The 15993-nt window shown below is 68.8% G+C and carries 13 protein-coding genes; 9 read left to right on the top strand and 4 right to left on the bottom strand.

Annotated elements, in window-relative coordinates; all coding sequences use genetic code 11:
* Positions 1–253: 253 nt before the first annotated feature.
* On the bottom strand, positions 254–454 hold the full coding sequence (locus F0U60_RS31940) for a hypothetical protein (protein ID WP_395805499.1): 201 nt from the start codon (positions 452–454) through the stop codon (positions 254–256).
* Positions 455–816: 362 nt separating this feature from the next.
* Between F0U60_RS31940 and F0U60_RS31935 the strand changes: the two genes are divergently transcribed.
* The 6 genes from F0U60_RS31935 (at position 817) to yvcK (ending at position 7489) form a co-directional block, all read left to right on the top strand.
* On the top strand, positions 817–1395 hold the full coding sequence (locus tag F0U60_RS31935) for a polysaccharide biosynthesis/export family protein (RefSeq protein WP_395805497.1): 579 nt from the start codon (positions 817–819) through the stop codon (positions 1393–1395).
* 63 nt (positions 1396–1458) lie between these two features.
* Complete coding sequence (locus F0U60_RS31930; protein ID WP_395805495.1) at positions 1459–2613, top strand: hypothetical protein; 1155 nt, start codon at positions 1459–1461, stop codon at positions 2611–2613.
* A 32-nt stretch (positions 2614–2645) separates the two neighbouring features.
* On the top strand, positions 2646–4067 hold the full coding sequence (locus tag F0U60_RS31925) for a GumC family protein (RefSeq protein WP_395805493.1): 1422 nt from the start codon (positions 2646–2648) through the stop codon (positions 4065–4067).
* A gap of 40 nt (positions 4068–4107) precedes the next feature.
* Positions 4108–4845 (top strand): CpsD/CapB family tyrosine-protein kinase, encoded by a 738-nt coding sequence (locus F0U60_RS31920; RefSeq protein ID WP_395805491.1) that lies wholly within the window; start codon positions 4108–4110, stop codon positions 4843–4845.
* Positions 4846–4933: 88 nt separating this feature from the next.
* Complete coding sequence (locus tag F0U60_RS31915; protein ID WP_395805489.1) at positions 4934–6319, top strand: sugar transferase; 1386 nt, start codon at positions 4934–4936, stop codon at positions 6317–6319.
* Positions 6320–6532: 213 nt separating this feature from the next.
* Positions 6533–7489, top strand: a complete 957-nt coding sequence (gene yvcK, locus F0U60_RS31910; RefSeq protein WP_395825547.1) for a uridine diphosphate-N-acetylglucosamine-binding protein YvcK — start codon at positions 6533–6535, stop codon at positions 7487–7489.
* Positions 7490–7503: 14 nt separating this feature from the next.
* Here yvcK and F0U60_RS31905 read toward each other — a convergent pair whose 3' ends face one another.
* Together F0U60_RS31905 and F0U60_RS31900 are read right to left on the bottom strand one after the other, a co-directional pair.
* Positions 7504–8916, bottom strand: a complete 1413-nt coding sequence (locus F0U60_RS31905) for an FAD-dependent oxidoreductase (protein ID WP_395805487.1) — start codon at positions 8914–8916, stop codon at positions 7504–7506.
* 61 nt (positions 8917–8977) lie between these two features.
* The gene (locus F0U60_RS31900) at positions 8978–10387 is read right to left on the bottom strand and encodes an FAD-dependent oxidoreductase (RefSeq protein ID WP_395805485.1); all 1410 of its coding nucleotides are present in this window, start codon (positions 10385–10387) and stop codon (positions 8978–8980) included.
* 247 nt (positions 10388–10634) lie between these two features.
* On the opposite strand from F0U60_RS31900, the gene F0U60_RS31895 reads away from it, so the two are divergent.
* The 3 genes from F0U60_RS31895 (at position 10635) to F0U60_RS31885 (ending at position 14207) form a co-directional block, all read left to right on the top strand.
* The gene (locus tag F0U60_RS31895) at positions 10635–11753 is read left to right on the top strand and encodes a GNAT family N-acetyltransferase (RefSeq protein ID WP_395805483.1); all 1119 of its coding nucleotides are present in this window, start codon (positions 10635–10637) and stop codon (positions 11751–11753) included.
* Entirely contained in the window at positions 11741–12916 is a 1176-nt protein-coding gene (locus tag F0U60_RS31890) for a DegT/DnrJ/EryC1/StrS family aminotransferase (protein ID WP_395805481.1), read from the top strand. Before F0U60_RS31895 ends, F0U60_RS31890 begins: the two co-directional genes overlap by 13 nt.
* Before the next feature lie 79 nt (positions 12917–12995).
* Positions 12996–14207 carry a GNAT family N-acetyltransferase gene (locus F0U60_RS31885; RefSeq protein ID WP_395805479.1) on the top strand — a complete coding sequence of 404 codons (1212 nt, stop codon included), beginning with the start codon at positions 12996–12998 and terminating at the stop codon, positions 14205–14207.
* A gap of 14 nt (positions 14208–14221) precedes the next feature.
* Here F0U60_RS31885 and F0U60_RS31880 read toward each other — a convergent pair whose 3' ends face one another.
* A complete protein-coding gene (locus F0U60_RS31880) occupies positions 14222–15901 on the bottom strand; it encodes an RluA family pseudouridine synthase (protein ID WP_395805477.1) in 1680 nt (559 codons plus the stop codon).
* Positions 15902–15993: the final 92 nt, after the last annotated feature.

The following is a 15993-nucleotide window of genomic DNA, read 5'->3' as shown; positions in this document are numbered from 1 at the left end:
AGGAGAAGTAAAAAAGTGGAGGATTACTTGACGCGCGCGGCCACAGCCCCGTCGGGGGTGTTCTGGTGCCACACACACATGATGGGGAGGGAGCTCTCTGGCAGGTGGGAACGCAGGCCCGCGCTCATGGAGCGCTCGGGCCGGTTCGACCTTCCTGCGGGTGTTCCGTTCAACGAAGCGGGTGGTCGTGGCGGACTGCCCACGCCATCGCCACCCGCTTTTTTTCAGCCCTTCATCTTCAGAACTTCAGGCTTCAGGCCTCCTTGGCGATTCCCGCCTCAGGCACCGCGTCCTTGCTTCCGCTCAGGACCGAGCTGCCCGCGAACAGGCCCGCGCCCACCAGCGCCAGCGTGGCCGCCTCCGCGTACGCGCCCAGTACCGAGCCCAGCAGCGTCATCATCCCCGCGCCCACCGTGAACATCGCGATCACCGCCCCCGCCGCCGCCTTGCTCATAGCCCCGTTCGCTCCTTCACTCGCCCGGGCTCTGTCTACACCCGGGCGTCGCGAGAGATGATTTCAAGCGGCGTGCCACGCGTCTCTCCAGAGGGAGAGGGAAAAATCCAGGTACGGCGGAGGAAGTGCGCTTCCCATTCGGAGGGTAAGAAGGACTGAGATCCTGACCCTCCCTCGGGTCCGAGGCCGGAATTTTTTCCCGGACATCCCACCCAGTTCCGAGGGGCTGTAGCGCGTAACCCATGACGATCCGGGGACTTTGCCCGCCTGGGAGCTTTGGCACACCTACTGCTATCGCCATCCGCGAACACATGGCCCCTGACCTTTTCACCGGGGCCAGGGACTTTGGGGAGAGGCGAGCGATGGGAAAGACGAGCGCGAGGTGGTGGGTGGTGCTGGGGTTGCTCATCCTGTCGGGGTGCGCACACAAGGCGACGGGGAAGGTAGACAATTCAGACCAGCCGTACCGCATCGGCCGTGAGGATCTCCTGGATGTGGCGGTGTGGCGTGACGCGGATCTGTCGCGCACGCTGCCGGTGAGGCCGGATGGTTTCATCTCCCTGCCCATGGTGGGCGAGGTGAGGGCCGAGGGGCGCACGCCGACCGAGCTGTCTGACGAGATTCGCGAGGCGCTCAAGCCGTATGTGCAGGAGCCTCGGGTGACGGTGGTGGTCCGGGAGGTGAACAGCAGCCGCGTCTTCATCACCGGCGAGGTGGCCCACCCTGGCGCCTACCCGCTGCGCGGCCGGGTCTCCATCCTCCAGGCCATTGCCCTGGCGGGAGGTTTCACGGACTTCGCGGATCGCGACGGCATCGTCGTGCTGCGCCGCTCGGGCACGGATGGGAGCACCATCCCCGTGAGCTACAGCGAGCTGGTGGATGCGCCGGACAAGAACGAGCCGCTGATCCTCCGTCCGGGGGACACCATCGTCGTTCCGTAATGCGGTGGCGTGCCTGGAGAAGCAGGGCCGAGTCTGGGTCGGAGTGTGGGGATGGAGGGTGCCGTGAGACGTTCATGGAAGGGATGGGTGGCGGCAGCGGCGGTCCTGGGCACCTGTCCGGCCGCACTCGCGGCCACGCAGGTGGAGCCTCGGCTCCGGGTGTCGCTCGAGGAGCGCTACGACGATGACTTCCGGCTGGCCGCTGATGGTCAGACGGGTGGTCAGCTGATGACGAAGCTGACGCCCCGGCTCGGGCTGGACGTGAGGGACGAGACGCTGAAGCTGGAGAGCTTCTACGCGGCGGACTTCCTCATGCGGCACGGCAGTGGCTCGCTGACGTTGGATCACCGCGGGGGCCTGTCGGTGCGCAAGCTGCTGTCGCGTCGCCTGCGGGTGGAGGCTTCCGGCAACATCTTCCGGGTGACGGACCCTGCCTCGCTGCCGCGTGACAGCGTGGCGCGCTCGAGGGAGCCCGTCCTCTACGGCCAGTCCCGGGTGTACGTCTCGGGGCGGGCGACGCGTCGGGTGGACGTGGGGGCCGGCTACAGCTTCGAGGGCGTGCAGGTGCTCGCGCCGGGGCAGGTCGCTGGTTTCGTCCACACCCCCTTCGTGGAGGCGTGGCTGCGCACCACGCGGCGGCTGTCGTTGGGCGTGGAGTACCGCTACCAGGGCTTCCTGTATGGCGACAGCTTCCAGCAGGCACACGGTGTCTTCGGAGGCCTGCGCTACCGGCTGTCCCGGCAGACCACCTTCACGGCGCGCGCCGGTCCGGTGGCCTTCTCCGGGCAGGAGGGCACCAGCGGGGTGATTCCTCGGGTGAAGCTGGAGCTGCTGCATGAGGCCAGGCACTTCGACCTGGGCTTCATCGCGGGACATGACCTGGTGGGCGCCAGTGGCTTCACCAATGCGTTGTGGGCGGACTACGCGGGCATGGTGGTCAACAAGCACTTCAATGACCGGGTGTCTGTGTATGGAATGGGGAGCTTCTTCCGCAACGGGCGGGCGCCGGGCCACGGCGTCTTCACGTGGGGAGAGGATCCCACTGTGGCACAGGGCTACGCGCTGGGCGTGGGGCTCGAGTTCAAGGTGAGTCGGTATGTGTCGATGCAGGCGGCCGTGGATCGCATCGCACAGGTAGGGATGGATGAGGAGACCACGGCCGGACTGAACCTGACCCGGAATGTGGCGGCGATTCGCCTCCACATGACGGCGTGGTGAGACACGTGACTGGAGTAGGAGGAGGAGAGCACATGGAGCGTGGGATGACGGCAGACCAGGTGCTGAAGGCACTGTGGCGCCGGAAGGTGCTGGTCGGGGCCATCGTGCTGGGAGCTTTCGCGGTGGGCGCCGCCATCGTGTTGAGCCAGCAGAGCGTGTACGAAGCGACCGCGGTGGTGCGAGTGCAGCCGCAGCGCCCCGGAGAGGAGATGGTGCAGCGCACCGTCAGCGAGCTGGTGGAGCAGCGGTTGCTCACCGTTCGCCAGGAGCTGATGGCGCGTCCGGTCCTCCAGAGGGCCATTGAGGAGATGAACCTCTACCCGGAGATCGTCTCCGAGGCCGGCATGGAGGCCGCCGTCAACCGCATGCGCAAGGATCTCACCGTGCGCGTGGAAGGGGAGAGCGCCTTCGAGCTGACGTACGCGCACACGGATCCAAACGTGGCGGCTCAGGTGGCCAACCGGCTCCCGCAGCTCTTCTCCGAGCAAGCGCTCAAGTCGCGCCAGGAGCAGGCGGCGCGTGCCACGAAGCTCTTCGAGGACGAGATCGTCGCCCTCTCCAAGAGCGTCACCGAGTGGGAGAAGAAGATTGCCCAGTTCAAGGTGGACCACATCGGCGAGCTGCCCGAGCAGCTGGAGATGAACATGCGCGGGCTGGAGCGCGTGGGCGCGCTGCTGCAGACGAAGTCCGAGGAGCTGCGCGTGGCGGAGGCTCGCCGCTCGGATCTGGCGCGGGCTCGCAACGCCGCGGACAGCGAGGCCGGCCGGCTTGAGGCCGCCGAGCACTCCCTCACCCAGGGCCTGGTGGCTGCCCGCTCCTCGTGGACGGCGGATCACCCCGAGGTGAAGCGACTCTCCCAGGAGCTCAACGAGATGCGTGAGCGTCGCAAGGATGCCGAGAGCCGTCAGTGGGCCGAGCGTCAGGAGCGCGCCCGCGTGTCCGAGCTCATCGCCACCATCCAGAAGGAGATCGAGGGGCTGCACCAGCAGGCCAAGGGCTACCAGGAGCGGCTGGATCGCACCCCGCAGTGGGCGCATGAGCTGGGGGTTCTCAACCGCGACTACGAGATTGCCCGCGCCAAGTACCAGAGCGTCGTGTCCCGCCGCGTGGAGGCTGAGCTCGCGCAGGACCTCGAGGTGAAGAGCGCGGAGAGCCTGTTCAACGTCGTCTCCCCGGCCGGTGTGCCCGTGGCGGCGGCGCGACCGGACCGCATGAGCGGCCTGCTCATCTCCTTCCTGATCGCCCTGGGTCTGGGCGTGCTCGTCGGGGTGGTGCTGGAGATGCGCGACGACAGCATCCGCGACACGCAGGAGCTGCGCGACCGCTTGCCTCTCCCTGTGCTCGCGGTGGTCCCGAACATGCAAGGCAAGGTGGAGAAGCGGGTGCTGATGCCCGCCTCGGGGGTTCGCAATGGAGTGGCGTCACCGTCTTCGTCGGACTCGCCGCTGAACTAGGAGACTTCGGGTGAACAACGCGGAATCCGGGAGGAACAAGATGGATCAAACGATGGAGCGGGCGGGGAACTTTCTTCCCCGCGTGGATGACGCCGCGGGGTCTCCGAACGCCGTGGACAAGCGGGTGGTGTCGCTGACGGCCCCGGCCTCGGGTGCAGCGGAGCAGTACCGCAGCCTCTACTACCGGTTGGAGCGGATGCGCGAGCTGCGTCCTCTCAAGGTGGTGGGTGTCACCTCGGCGCTGCCCGGCGAGGGCAAGACGGTGACCACGGTGAACCTGGCCCTGGCGGCGGCTCGGGCGAACATGGATCGGCGCATCCTCCTCATCGACGCGGACCTGCGTCGCGGTCAGGTGGCCGAGGTGCTCGGCATCAAGGGCCGGCCGGGTCTGGCGGAGCTGCTGAGCGGGGAGTGCGAGGTGCGTGAGCTGGTGCGCCGCTTCCATGCCACGCGCATGGCGGTCATCACCGCGGGTGCCACGCCCGAGGAGCCCACGCAGGCCCTGGCCGGCGCGCGGATGAAGCAGTTCCTCAAGGTGGTGCGTGAGCACTTTGACGAGGTCTACATGGATCTGCCGCCCACGCTGCCCTTCGCCGACTCGGCGATCCTCGGGCACCAGGCGGACGGTCTGCTCATGGTGGTGCGTGCGAACGTCACCCCGGCCCGGGCGGTCAACCAGGCCGTGGAGCAGCTGGGTGGGGCGCCCATCCTGGGCTGCGTGCTGAACGGGGCGGAGATGAGCGACACCCCGTACTTGAAGAACTACGTCCGCAAGTAGGACGTCGGCAGTTACCCGGCCACGCGCGAGGGGGCGCGTGGCCGGGAGTGATGTGGCAGGGGGGCGAGGCGGTCGGAGGGAGAGATACGTGCTTCGGGTTTTCCATCATTACTTTTCGTCCAGGAAGCTGACGCTCTTCGTCATCGAAGGAGCCGCGATTGCCCTGGCATGTCTGTTGGGGGCGGTGGCTTGTGCGAAGATGCTGGCACCAGAGGATGCGCACCTGCCGCTGGCACAGTCGGGGCCCGCGCTGCTGCTGCTGGGCGCCACCTTCGTGCCCACGTTCCAGTTCTCCATCTATCTGATGGACCTTTACAACCTGAGAGTGGCCGCGGAGGACCGGGGTCGGGGCGCGCGGCTCCTCAAGGCGGCTGGGGTGACGACGGCCTTCGTCGGGCTGGTGATGCTGATCGCGCCGGCGGTGCTGCCGGTACACCTGCCTCCGGGGGCGCTGCTCGGCGGCGCCGTGGGCGCCCTGGTGGGGACGCTGCTGGTGCGCTCCTCGCTGCGCGCGGTGGTGGGGGTGCCCAGCCGCGTCGTCATCGTGGGTGACGGGCTCAAGGCGCGCGCGTTGGCCAACGTCATTGAGCAGGGCGGTGAGGACAGCTTCCAGGTGGTCGCGCTGGTGGATCCTCGCGTGCCGAGGGCGGATGGCTCGCCGGCCGAGCAGGTGGACGTGACGGCCGCGCGGCTCGGGGCCGAGTTCGTGGTACAGGCCGCGGACGACATGCGTGGGGCCAACTGGATGGATGCGCTGCTGCGCTGCCGCCTGGCCGGGCGCCGGGTGTACGAGGCCGCCGGCTTCTGCGAGCGCGTGCTGCGCCGGATTCCGGTGGCGCACCTGCGCACCAGCGACTTCGTCTTCGCGGACGAGCTGACGGTCTCCCGCTCGCGGCGCATGGCCAAGCGCGTCTTCGACATCCTCGTGGCCTCAACGCTGCTGTTGTGCGCCGCGCCCTTCCTGGTGCTGGTGATGCTGGCCATCAAGCTGGACTCGAAGGGGCCCATCTTCTACCGGCAGGAGCGCGTGGGGCTGAATGGGAAGACGTACTGGCTGTGGAAGTTCCGCAGCATGCGCACGGACGCGGAGAAGAACGGGGCGGTGTGGGCGCGGACGAACGATGATCGTGTCACCCGGGTGGGCCGCTTCATCCGCAAGACGCGCATTGACGAGATTCCCCAGGTCTTCAACGTGTTGATGGGGGACATGAGCTTCGTGGGGCCGCGGCCGGAGCGCCCCGTGTTCGTCGAGCAGCTCAAGCAGCAGATTCCCTTCTACGGGCTGCGCGAGGCGGTGAAGCCGGGCCTCACGGGGTGGGCTCAGATTCGTTACCCGTACGGGGCGTCGGTGGAGGACGCGCGCAACAAGCTGGAGTTCGACCTCTACTACGTGAAGAACGGCTCCCTTTTCCTGGACATGGGCATCATCTTCCACACCGTGCGGCACGTGTTGCTGGCGCGAGGTGCGCGGTAGGTCGGGCCAGGCCCTGGTGGGGGCCTGGGTGTTGACGCCGCCGGGGGGCCCGGCGGTGGGGATTCGGATGGGCGTTGGAGGGGATGGAACATGCTCGAGCTGCAGTCGCCTCTCGAAGAGGCGTGGGAGAGGGATACGAGCGATGGGCGCCGGACGGGCAACCGGAACGAGCTGGTACAGGCGCTCGACATCCGGCCGACGCGCATCGTGGCCATGGGCGGTGGGACGGGGCTCCCCATGGTGCTGCGCGGCCTGGCCCGGCGTGCGGATCCCAAGCTGGGGGATCCCGGCCTGGACATCACCGCCGTCGTGGCGATGAGCGACGACGGGGGGAGCTCCGGTCGGCTGCGTCGCACCCGAGGGGTGCTGCCTCCTGGGGACGTGCGCAACTGCCTGGTGGCCCTGGCCGGCGGTAAGAGCCAGAGTCCCCTGAGCGAGGTCTTCCAGTACCGCTTCGCTGGGAAGCGCGGGCTGGCGGGGCACGCGGTGGGCAACCTGCTGATCGCCGCGCTCGCCGAGCTCAAGGGGGACTTCCTGGAGGCGGTGCGCGTCTCCGGGGAGCTGCTGGGCGTGAAGGGCCGGGTGCTGCCCAGCACCACCTCGCCGGTGCAGCTGGTGGCGCAGATGGACGACTCCACCGAGGTGGTGGGCGAGAGCGCCATCTGCCGCGCCCATGGCCGCATCCGCAAGGTGCTGCTCAGCCCCCGCTCGCCGCCTCCGGTGGACGGGCTCATCGAGGCCATTCACACCGCGGACCTCATCGCCATTGGGCCGGGCTCGCTGTACTCGAGTGTCATGCCCAACCTGCTCGTGGACGGGGTGGCCAAGGCGCTGTGCGAGACGCGGGCGCTCAAGGTGATGGTGGCCAACCTGATGACGCAGCCGGGTGAGACGGACGGCATGGACTGCTTGGATCACGTGCGCGCCGTCATCGACCACGTGGGCCCGGTGCTGGACGCGGTGCTGCTCAATGGCACCGCGCCCTCCGAGGAGGCCGCCCGCCGCTACGCGCTCAAGGGCCAGTTCCCCGTCCGGGTGGATCGCCGCGCTCTCATCAGCGCGGGTGTCGTGCCGGTGGAGGCGGACCTCCTCAAGGAGGGCTCGCGCATCCGCCACGACAGCCGCAAGGTGGCGCGTTGCCTGATGAAGATGGCGCGCTGCGGGTTGTAGCGCGTCGTCTGGGCTCAGGCTGTCTGGGTTCGCTGAGCCTGGGCGGCCATGGGCTCCGGCCTCCGGCTTAGGACGTCGGCGCTGGGGCGCGAGGTGAGCACCTTCAGCACCGTTCGCGGGGAGAACATGGCCGCGGGCGACTGGACCATGTTCATCACCTCGACGAACAACCGCAGCGTCTCGTCGTCGTAGCCGGCGAGCTGCTGGAAGCGGTCGCCGTACCAGTTCATCAGGCCGAACGCGGGCGGCCGCTTGCCCTCCACCGAGGGCAGGCGCAGATCCGCGCTCGTCGCGAGCATCCAGGGCACCTCGAGCAGCTTGCCCACGCGCTGGCGGTAGTGCTGGGACACCCCTGCCAGGCCCTGGCGCAGGCACTCGCCGAGCGCCTCGGCCTGCAGCGCGCCCGTGGTCATCCCCTGGCCATACATGGGGTTGAAGGAGCAGAAGGCATCGCCAATCACCGCCAGTCCCTCGGGGAAGCGGGGCATGCGCTCGTAGTAGCGCCGCTGGTTGTGCGAGAAGCGGTAGAGGGAGATGGGCCCGAGCGGCTCGGCGTTGCGCAGCGCCTCGTACATGTGGGGATGGCCCAGCCCGCGGGCGAACTCGAGGAAGCCGGCGTCATCCGTGGGGGGATGATTTCCCAGCCAGCTCCCCATTGAGGCCAGCCAGCGGTCGTCCTCGATGGGGATGAGCGTGCCGAACCGCGTCATCTTGGGCAGGTCGGGCGCGAGGATCAGCCCGCGCCATCCCGGCTCGAACCCCGGCGGACGCCGGTAGAAGCGGCTGCCGTAGCCTACGTCGACGTGGATGCGCGTCTCCTCCACACGAGGGTAGCCCAGCGCCTCCAGCCACTGGGGCAGGCGCGAGCCCCGGCCGCTGGCGTCCACCACCAACTCCCCCTGGAGCGTCTCCTCCTGCCCGCCACCGGGGGCTTGAATCTGGACGCCGGTGATGCGGGCGTTGTCCGCGCTCGCCGTGTAGCCGATGACCTCGCGCCCATCGAGTACGCGGACGTTCGACCGCGCCAGGAGGCACTTGCGGACCGTCCACTCCAGCAGCGGCCGGCTCTGGGCCTGGACGCGGATGCCGCAGGGCTTGCGCGAGCGCCAGATGCCCGCCATGAACCAGGCATAGTCCCCGGACATGTCCAGCGACTGCGAACCGGCGGCCCTCAGCTCTTCCCGGAAGCCGGGGAAGGTGTTGCAGAGGATCCCCAGGCCCCGCAGGAGCAGGACGTGGACATGCGGGGCCTGAGGGATGCCCTTGCGCGGCTGGGGTCCTTCCTCGAATCGATCGCGCTCCACGAGGGTGACGCGCTCGAAGTGACGGGACAGGACACCCGCGACGATCAGCCCGGCCATGCTGCCACCATGAACGATGGCGTGCTTACCGGCCTGCGGTGAGGAAATGGCGTTTTGAATGCTCATGGGCTCCTCGGCTCGACTGCTGGGGTGGGACGACTCGTAGGCGATTGTTGAGCTCAGGCCATCAGGCCACCTGGGCGCGCGGGACGGCAGCCAGGGGCTTGGGCCCTCGACTCAGGGCGACGGTGTCGGGCTCAGAGGTGAGCACCTTGAACACCATCCGAGGAGAGAACATGGCCGCGGGCGACTCGAGCATGTGCATCACCCGCATGAAGACCCGGAGCGCCTCCTCGTCGTAGCACGTGAGGCGCTGGACGCGGTCGCCGTACCAGCTCAGCAGGCCGAGAACAGGCGGGCGCTTGCCCTCGACCTCGGGCAGGCGCAGGTCCCCGCTCGTCGCGAGCATCCAGGGCACCTCGAGCAGCTTGCCCACGCACTGGCGGTAGCGCTGAGACACCCCAGCCAGCCCCCGGCGCAGACACTCGCCGAGCGTCTCGGCTTGCAGCGCGCCCGTGGTCATTCCCTGGCCGTAGACGGGATTGAAGGAGCAGAAGGCATCGCCGATCACCACCAGCCCCTCGGGGAAGCGGGGCATGCGCTCGTAGTGGCGCCGCTGGTTGTGCGAGAAGCGGTAGCGGTGGATGGGCCCGACTGGCTGGGCATTGCGCAGGGCCTCGTAGAGATGCGGCTGGGACAGCCCGCGGGCGAACTCGAGGAAGCTCGCCTCGTCCGCTGACGGTCCGTCGCCCAGCCAGCCCCCCAGCATCACCTGCCAGAGATTGTTCTCGATGCGCTGGATGGTGCCGAGCCGTCGCACCTCGGGCAGCTGAGGCGAGAGGGTGAGCGAGTCCCATCCAGGTTCGAAGCCCGGCGGTCGCTGGTAGAGGCGGCAGGCGTAGACCACGTCGACGTGGATGCACGTCTCCTCCACGCGGGGATAGCCCAGGGCCTCCAGCCACTGGGGCGTGCGCGAGCCCCGGCCGCTGGCGTCCACCACCAGGTCGCCCTCGAGCACCTCCTCCTGCCCGCCACCGGGGGCCTGGAGCTTGACGCCGGTGATGCGCGTCGGGTCCGCATCCGTCTTCAGTCCGGCCGCTTCACGGCCATCCAGGACGCGCACGTTGGGCAGGGCCCGCATGCGCTGGCGGACCACCCACTCGAGCAGCGGCCGGCTGTGGGCGGACATGCTGACACCACCGCGAATCTGGGGCCGCCAGAGACCCGACACGTAGTAGGCCATGGACTCCGTCATGTCCATGATTTCCCCGCCGGCGGCCTTCAGCTCCTGCTCGATGCCGGGGAACACCTCACTCAGGACGTTCCTGCCGCGCGCGAGCAGGATATGGACCTGCGACGATTGGGGGACGCCCTTGCGTGGCTGGGGCCCGTCCTCGAAGCGATCTCGCTCCACCAAGGTGACGCGCTCGAAGTGGCGGGACAGGACTCCGGTGGCGAGCAGTCCAGCCATGCTGCCGCCATAGACGATGGCGTGCTTACCAGCAGGCGTGGGGGGAAGAGTGCTCGAAGTCTTCATGGGGTCTCCGGTGCGGAGGCGTGGCTCCAGCGTAGACAGCCGCCTCGTGGACTGTCGAATCGCGGAACCGGATACACCGAGCGTGTGTGTTTTGGATAGCCAACAGATCGCGGGCTGAGGCTTGACCGCTGAACTGCCTCGCCGGGCGAAATGATTGGCGCGGGTTGTGGGCCGGCGCGGCCGTTACCACCTTGCGGCGCACGCGGGACCTCGGGGGCCCCGCGCCGTCAGGAGCCGGACACAACACATGGAAGCCAGACAGCTCACCCCCGCCCCGGGTGTCATCGAGGTGGGGGACCGGACCACCTTCATGGCGCTCGCGCCGGAGTGGAACGCGCTCGTGGAGTCCACGGCGGACGAGCCCTTCTATCGTCACGAATTCCTCCGGGTGTGGGTGGACAACTTCGCCCCGGAGTCGCGGTTGCGCGTGTTGACGCTGCGGGATGGGGAGGGACGCCTCAGTGCGGCCCTGCCGCTGATGGCCGAGCGCGCCTCGATGTATGGGGTGCCGGTGCGGCAGCTCTCTGCCACGGCCAACCCGCACTCGTGCCGCTTCGATCTGGTTGCACGTGAGCCTGGGGAGGCCTCGGCGGCATTCCTCGAGCACCTGCGCGCGGATAAGAGCTGGGACGTGCTGCTGCTCAAGGACGTGCCCGAGGGCGGCGCGGGCTGGACGCTGTACGAGGCGGCAAAGGCGGCGGGGCTGTCCGTGGGGACATGGCTGTCCTTGCAGTCGCCCTACATTCCACTGCCGAGCTCGTGGGAGGCGTACCAGAAGACGCTGCAATCCAAGTTCAAGGCCAACTGCCGCCGCCGGCGCCGCAAGCTGGAGGAGAAGGGCCGCGTCACGGTGGAGCGCGTGGAAGGCGGGCTCGACCTGGAGGCGAAGCTGGAGGAGGGCTTCGCGCTGGAGGCGAGCGGCTGGAAGGGCCGGAGGGGCACGGCGATGGCGCAGGACGCGCGCACGCGAGGCTTCTATTCGGAGCTGGCGCGCACGGCGGCGTACGAGGGCCGGCTGGCGCTGTACTACATGCGGCTGGACGGGCGCGCGGTGGCCTTCCAGTACGCGCTGGAGTACGGCGGGCGCTACTTCCTGCTCAAGCCTGGCTACGACGAGTTGCTGGGTGACTGCAGCCCGGGCCAGCTCCTCATGGAGGACGTGCTGCGCGACTGCGTGACGCGGGGCCTGCGCGAGTTCGATTTCCTGGGGCCGGACATGGTGTGGAAGCGGGACTGGACGGACCAGGTGCGCCGCCACACGTGGCTCTACGTCTTCAACGATACGGCATTGGGTCGCGCGATGTGCGCGGCCAAGTTCCGCTGGGCCCCGGTGGCCAGGGAGGTGGTGGCGCGATGGAAGAAATGACGAATGGCCGGCTGTTCGTTCCCGCCCTGCCCACGCTGTGGCCGAACATGCTGTTTGGCCGGCGCGAGCCGAGCAACTTCATGCCCTTCAGCGCGCCCAACGTGCGCTGGTTCTACTTCGCTCGCAACGCCGTGTGGCTGACGGTGAAGATGCTGGGGCTGGACAAGGGCGAGGTGCTCATGCCGGCCTACCACCACGGTGTGGAGGTGGAGGCGGTGGCAGACGCCGGAGCCACGCCGCGCTTCTACCGGGTGGGCAGCCGCTGGGACGTGGACGTCGAGGACGTGGAGCGGCGCATCGGTCCGAAGACGAAGGCGCTCTACCTCATCCACTACGCGGGCTTCCCCAGCCCCGCTGAGGAGATGCGCAAGCTGGCGGACAAGCACGGCCTGCCGCTCATCGAGGACTGCGCGCTGTCGCTGCTGAGCGCGGACGGCTCGGTGCCGCTGGGGACGACGGGAGACATTGGCATCTTCTGCCTCTACAAGACGCTGCCGTTGCCGCACGGCGGGGCGCTCACCGTGAACGGCCCGCGCTCGTACAGCTTGCCCGAGCCGCCTCTGCCTCCCTTCACCTCCACGCTGAGCCATACGCTGTCCGCGCTGTTGCAGAACCTGGAGCTGCGCGGGGGCGCGTTCGGGCGTGGGGTGCGCAGCCTCATCCGGAGCCTCGGCAAGGGGGCGGTGAAGGCGGCGGACATCCAGCGGGTGGCCACGGGGACGCAGCACTTTGATCGGCGACACGTGGACCTGGGGATGAGCCCGTTCGCGAAGCGGATTGCGCAGGCACAGGACCTGGAGGCGATCGTCGAGCGACGGCGGCGCAACTACTTCTTCCTGCTGGGGCGGCTGAGGGACGTGTCGGCGCCGCTGTTCAACCAACTGCCCGCGGGCGTGTGCCCACTCTTCTACCCGCTGGTGGTGGAGGACAAGGCGGAGGTGCTGGCGAGGCTGCACTCCAAGGGCATCGAGGCCATCGACTTCTGGAAGTACTTCCACCCGGCGTGCGATGCCTCGGCTTTCCCGGAGGTGGCGCAGCTGCGGCGGAGCATCGTGGAGATTCCCTGCCACCAGGATCTCTCGCCGGAGGTGATGGCGGAGGTGGCCACGGTGGTGCGAGGCGCACTCACGCAGGATCGCCGCACGCGCAAGCACGCAGGCTGAGAGAGCGAACAACCAATCCCTCCCTCTCCCTCCGGGAGAGGGTCGGGGTGAGGGTATTTCGAGACACGAGGTCGACACCGTGATTCACGAAGCGGAACTGTCACCCACGCCGAGCCCCGCGAGGTGGCTGGAAGTGGGCACCGTGCGAGAGCTGTCGCAGCTGGCGGGCCTGAGAAGCACCTGGAGCGCACTGCTGGACGAGAGCCAGGCGGGCCCGTTCAACGCCTGGGAGTGGCTGTACCCGTGGTGCAGACGAATCGGAGCGGACCGCAAGCCCTTCGTGCTGCAGGCGAAGGATCGAAGCGGGGCGCTGGTGGGGCTGATGCCGCTGGGCTTCGACTACCAGTGGGTGCTGGGCCGTCCCATCCGGCGGCTGGCGTTCCTGGGCGAGACGCACGTGGGCAGCGACTACCTGGACGTGGTGGCCAGGAGGGGCCGCGAGGAAGAGGTCGCGCGCACCTTCGCCGGAGCCTTGTGGGAGCTGAGGGATCAGTGGGACGTGTTGGATCTCACGGATCTGCGCGAGGACTCGGTGACGGTGCGGGTGCTGCGGGAGACCTTCGAGAAGCACCGGGCGGAGCTCCAGCTGTCCACGCGGTACGTGTGCCCCTACGAGGTGCTCGGGAAGGGCGAGTCCTTCGATGACTTCCTCAAGCGCACGAGCCGGCGGGACAACTACCTGCGCCGCAAGAAGTGGCTGGAGAAGCAGGAGGGCTACCGCATCGAGAAGACGGAGGCGCCGGGCGCGTTGGCGGGGCCGCTGACGGACTTCTTCCGGCTGCACGCGATGCGGTGGGAGTCGGACGGGGGCTCGCAGGGTATCCGGGGCCGAGGCGTGGAGGCCTTCCACCGAGATGCCACGCAACTGCTGGCCGAGCGGGGCCGGCTGCGCCTCTACACGATGAAGGTAGGAGGGCAGGCGGTGGCCTCGGTGTACGGCATCCTCCACCGCGACTCCTTCATCTACTTCCAATCCGGCTATGACCCGGCGTGGCGCAACCGCAGCGTGGGGCTGGTGCTGGTGGGCGAGACGTTCCGCGACGCCCTCGAGTTGGGACTCACCGAGTACGACTTCCTGCGCGGCACGGAGTCCTACAAGTCCGACTGGACCACGCGGCAGCGGCGCACGGTGTCGCTGCGAGTGCTCTCTCCGGGAGGGAGTGGAGAGTGGCTCGTGCGGCGCGATGAGGCGATGCGGCAGGTGCGCGAGGTGGCCAAGCGCGTGCTGCCCCAGGACGCGGTCGAGCGGGTGCGCAGGTTCCGGCGCAAGCTCTCGGCGGTTCGCGGGTAGAGTGCGCTCGAGGCTCAGAAGGGCGCGGGTCGCTCGAAGGAGACGGGTTGCCCTGTCTCCGGATGCTGGAACGAGAGCGACTCCGCGTGCAGCATCAGGCGGTCGTCCGGGTGCCCATAGAGTCGGTCTCCGACGATGGGCGCACCGAGGCCGAGCGGATGGGCCGCATGGACGCGCAGCTGGTGGGTCCTCCCGGTGAGGGGGAAGAAGGCCACCCGAGTGCGCTCGCCCTTTCGCTCCAGGACCTGCCATCGAGTGATCGCGGGCTTTCCGTGCACGGGGTCGTGGATCTGCCGAGGCCGGTCCTCAAGGTCGACACGCATCGGGAAGTCGATGGTGCCCTGTTCACCCCGGACGTGTCCGGCGATCCAGGCCACGTAGCGCTTCTGAACCTCGCGGTGGACGAACTGCCGCTGCAGGGCCGCGTGCGTCCTCAGGTCGAGCGCCGCGACGAGCAGCCCCGAGGTATCCAGATCGAGCCGATGCACGAGGAGTGGGCCCGTGGCATGCGGATACCGGGCGCGAAGCCGGGCGAGCACCGAGTCCGTCACCGAGACGTCCTTCCCAGGCACGGAGAGCAGACCGTGGGGCTTGTCGACCACGACGATCCACGCGTCCTCGAAGACGATGGCCAGGTCCTTGGCCACAGCCGCCGGTGGCGAGAAGATCCTCGGAGAGGAGATCCGAAGACCCTCGAGCATGAAGGGGAGGAGGGGCCCGCACTTGTCCCGGCAGGCGCCATAAAATGCACCGGCGGCGCGTCCGCCCGCGGACGGCGGAGCACCCCACCAGAATTCGGCGAGCGCTAGCGGACGCAAGCCGTGCGTCAAGGCATGGGCGAGGAGCTTCGGGGCGGCGCAGTCAGCGGCACCCGAGGGCGGCTCTCCAGGGGCGAACAGGGCCCGTAGGGGACGTCGCTCGCCCCGCGCGTTCGGGACCACATAGGCGTCGTGGATCCGCTTCATGAGCGCGCGACAGACGATCCGCCGCAGCCGTTCGAGGGCCCGGAGACGCCGCTCCAGCCTTGCTCTCTTCGGCACGAGCGCCCGTTGCTCCTCCTCCTGGGTCGCCTCCAACCGGCGCAGCTCCGCCTTGTCGCCCCGACTCTCCTGATCCAGCGCGTGAAGGGCCTCGCGCTTTCCGGCCTCCGAGAGCGCGTCCGACGCCATGATCTCGGCCCGCCGAGCGTGGCGCCGCTTCCGGCGCTCTTCGTGCCGGGCGCGCAGCGCCGCGCGTTCCTCGGCATGGCGTGCTTCCTGGGCTTCGTGGGCGCTTCGGAGCGAGACCAGCTCTGGCGAGGTCCGGAGCTCCTCCGCGCGGGCGAACAACTGCTTCACCACGGCCTCGCCCGCGGGCTCCACCCGAGCCCGGGCTTCACGATGGAAGAGCGGCGGGACGAAGCCCTCGAGCTCCCATTGCCCCGCGAGCATGCTGGAGAAGGCGCGGAGGAACCCGATGCGTCCGTCGGGAGCCTGCACGACCAGCACACCGAACATCTTGCCCCCCTCGGGGCCGTCGAGCGTCGAAGTGGGGACCCCCGGAGCGACGAACCCCCTCCGGAGCTCCGCCTGCATCATCTCGGCGGCCCGGCGCGCCAGCGCGTGGGGACCGAGCTCGTCGAAGGGGCTCGGGAAGGCCTCGGGGACGTCGCCAGGGGCCGGTGGGGGCTCGAAGGGGGTGATCCAGGTCTCCACGGCTCTCCGGTAACACGAAACCACCGATGTATGCGCTACGGTCCGCTGCGTGGTGAATGGCTCCCCGGGAGGCGTCATGTCGGGTCAGGACG

The organism is Archangium minus (genome assembly GCF_044360475.1).
Lineage (GTDB): Bacteria > Myxococcota > Myxococcia > Myxococcales > Myxococcaceae > Archangium > Archangium minus.
The sequence above is the reverse complement of the archived record's forward strand: the minus strand, read 5'-3'. Positions and strand labels throughout refer to the sequence as shown.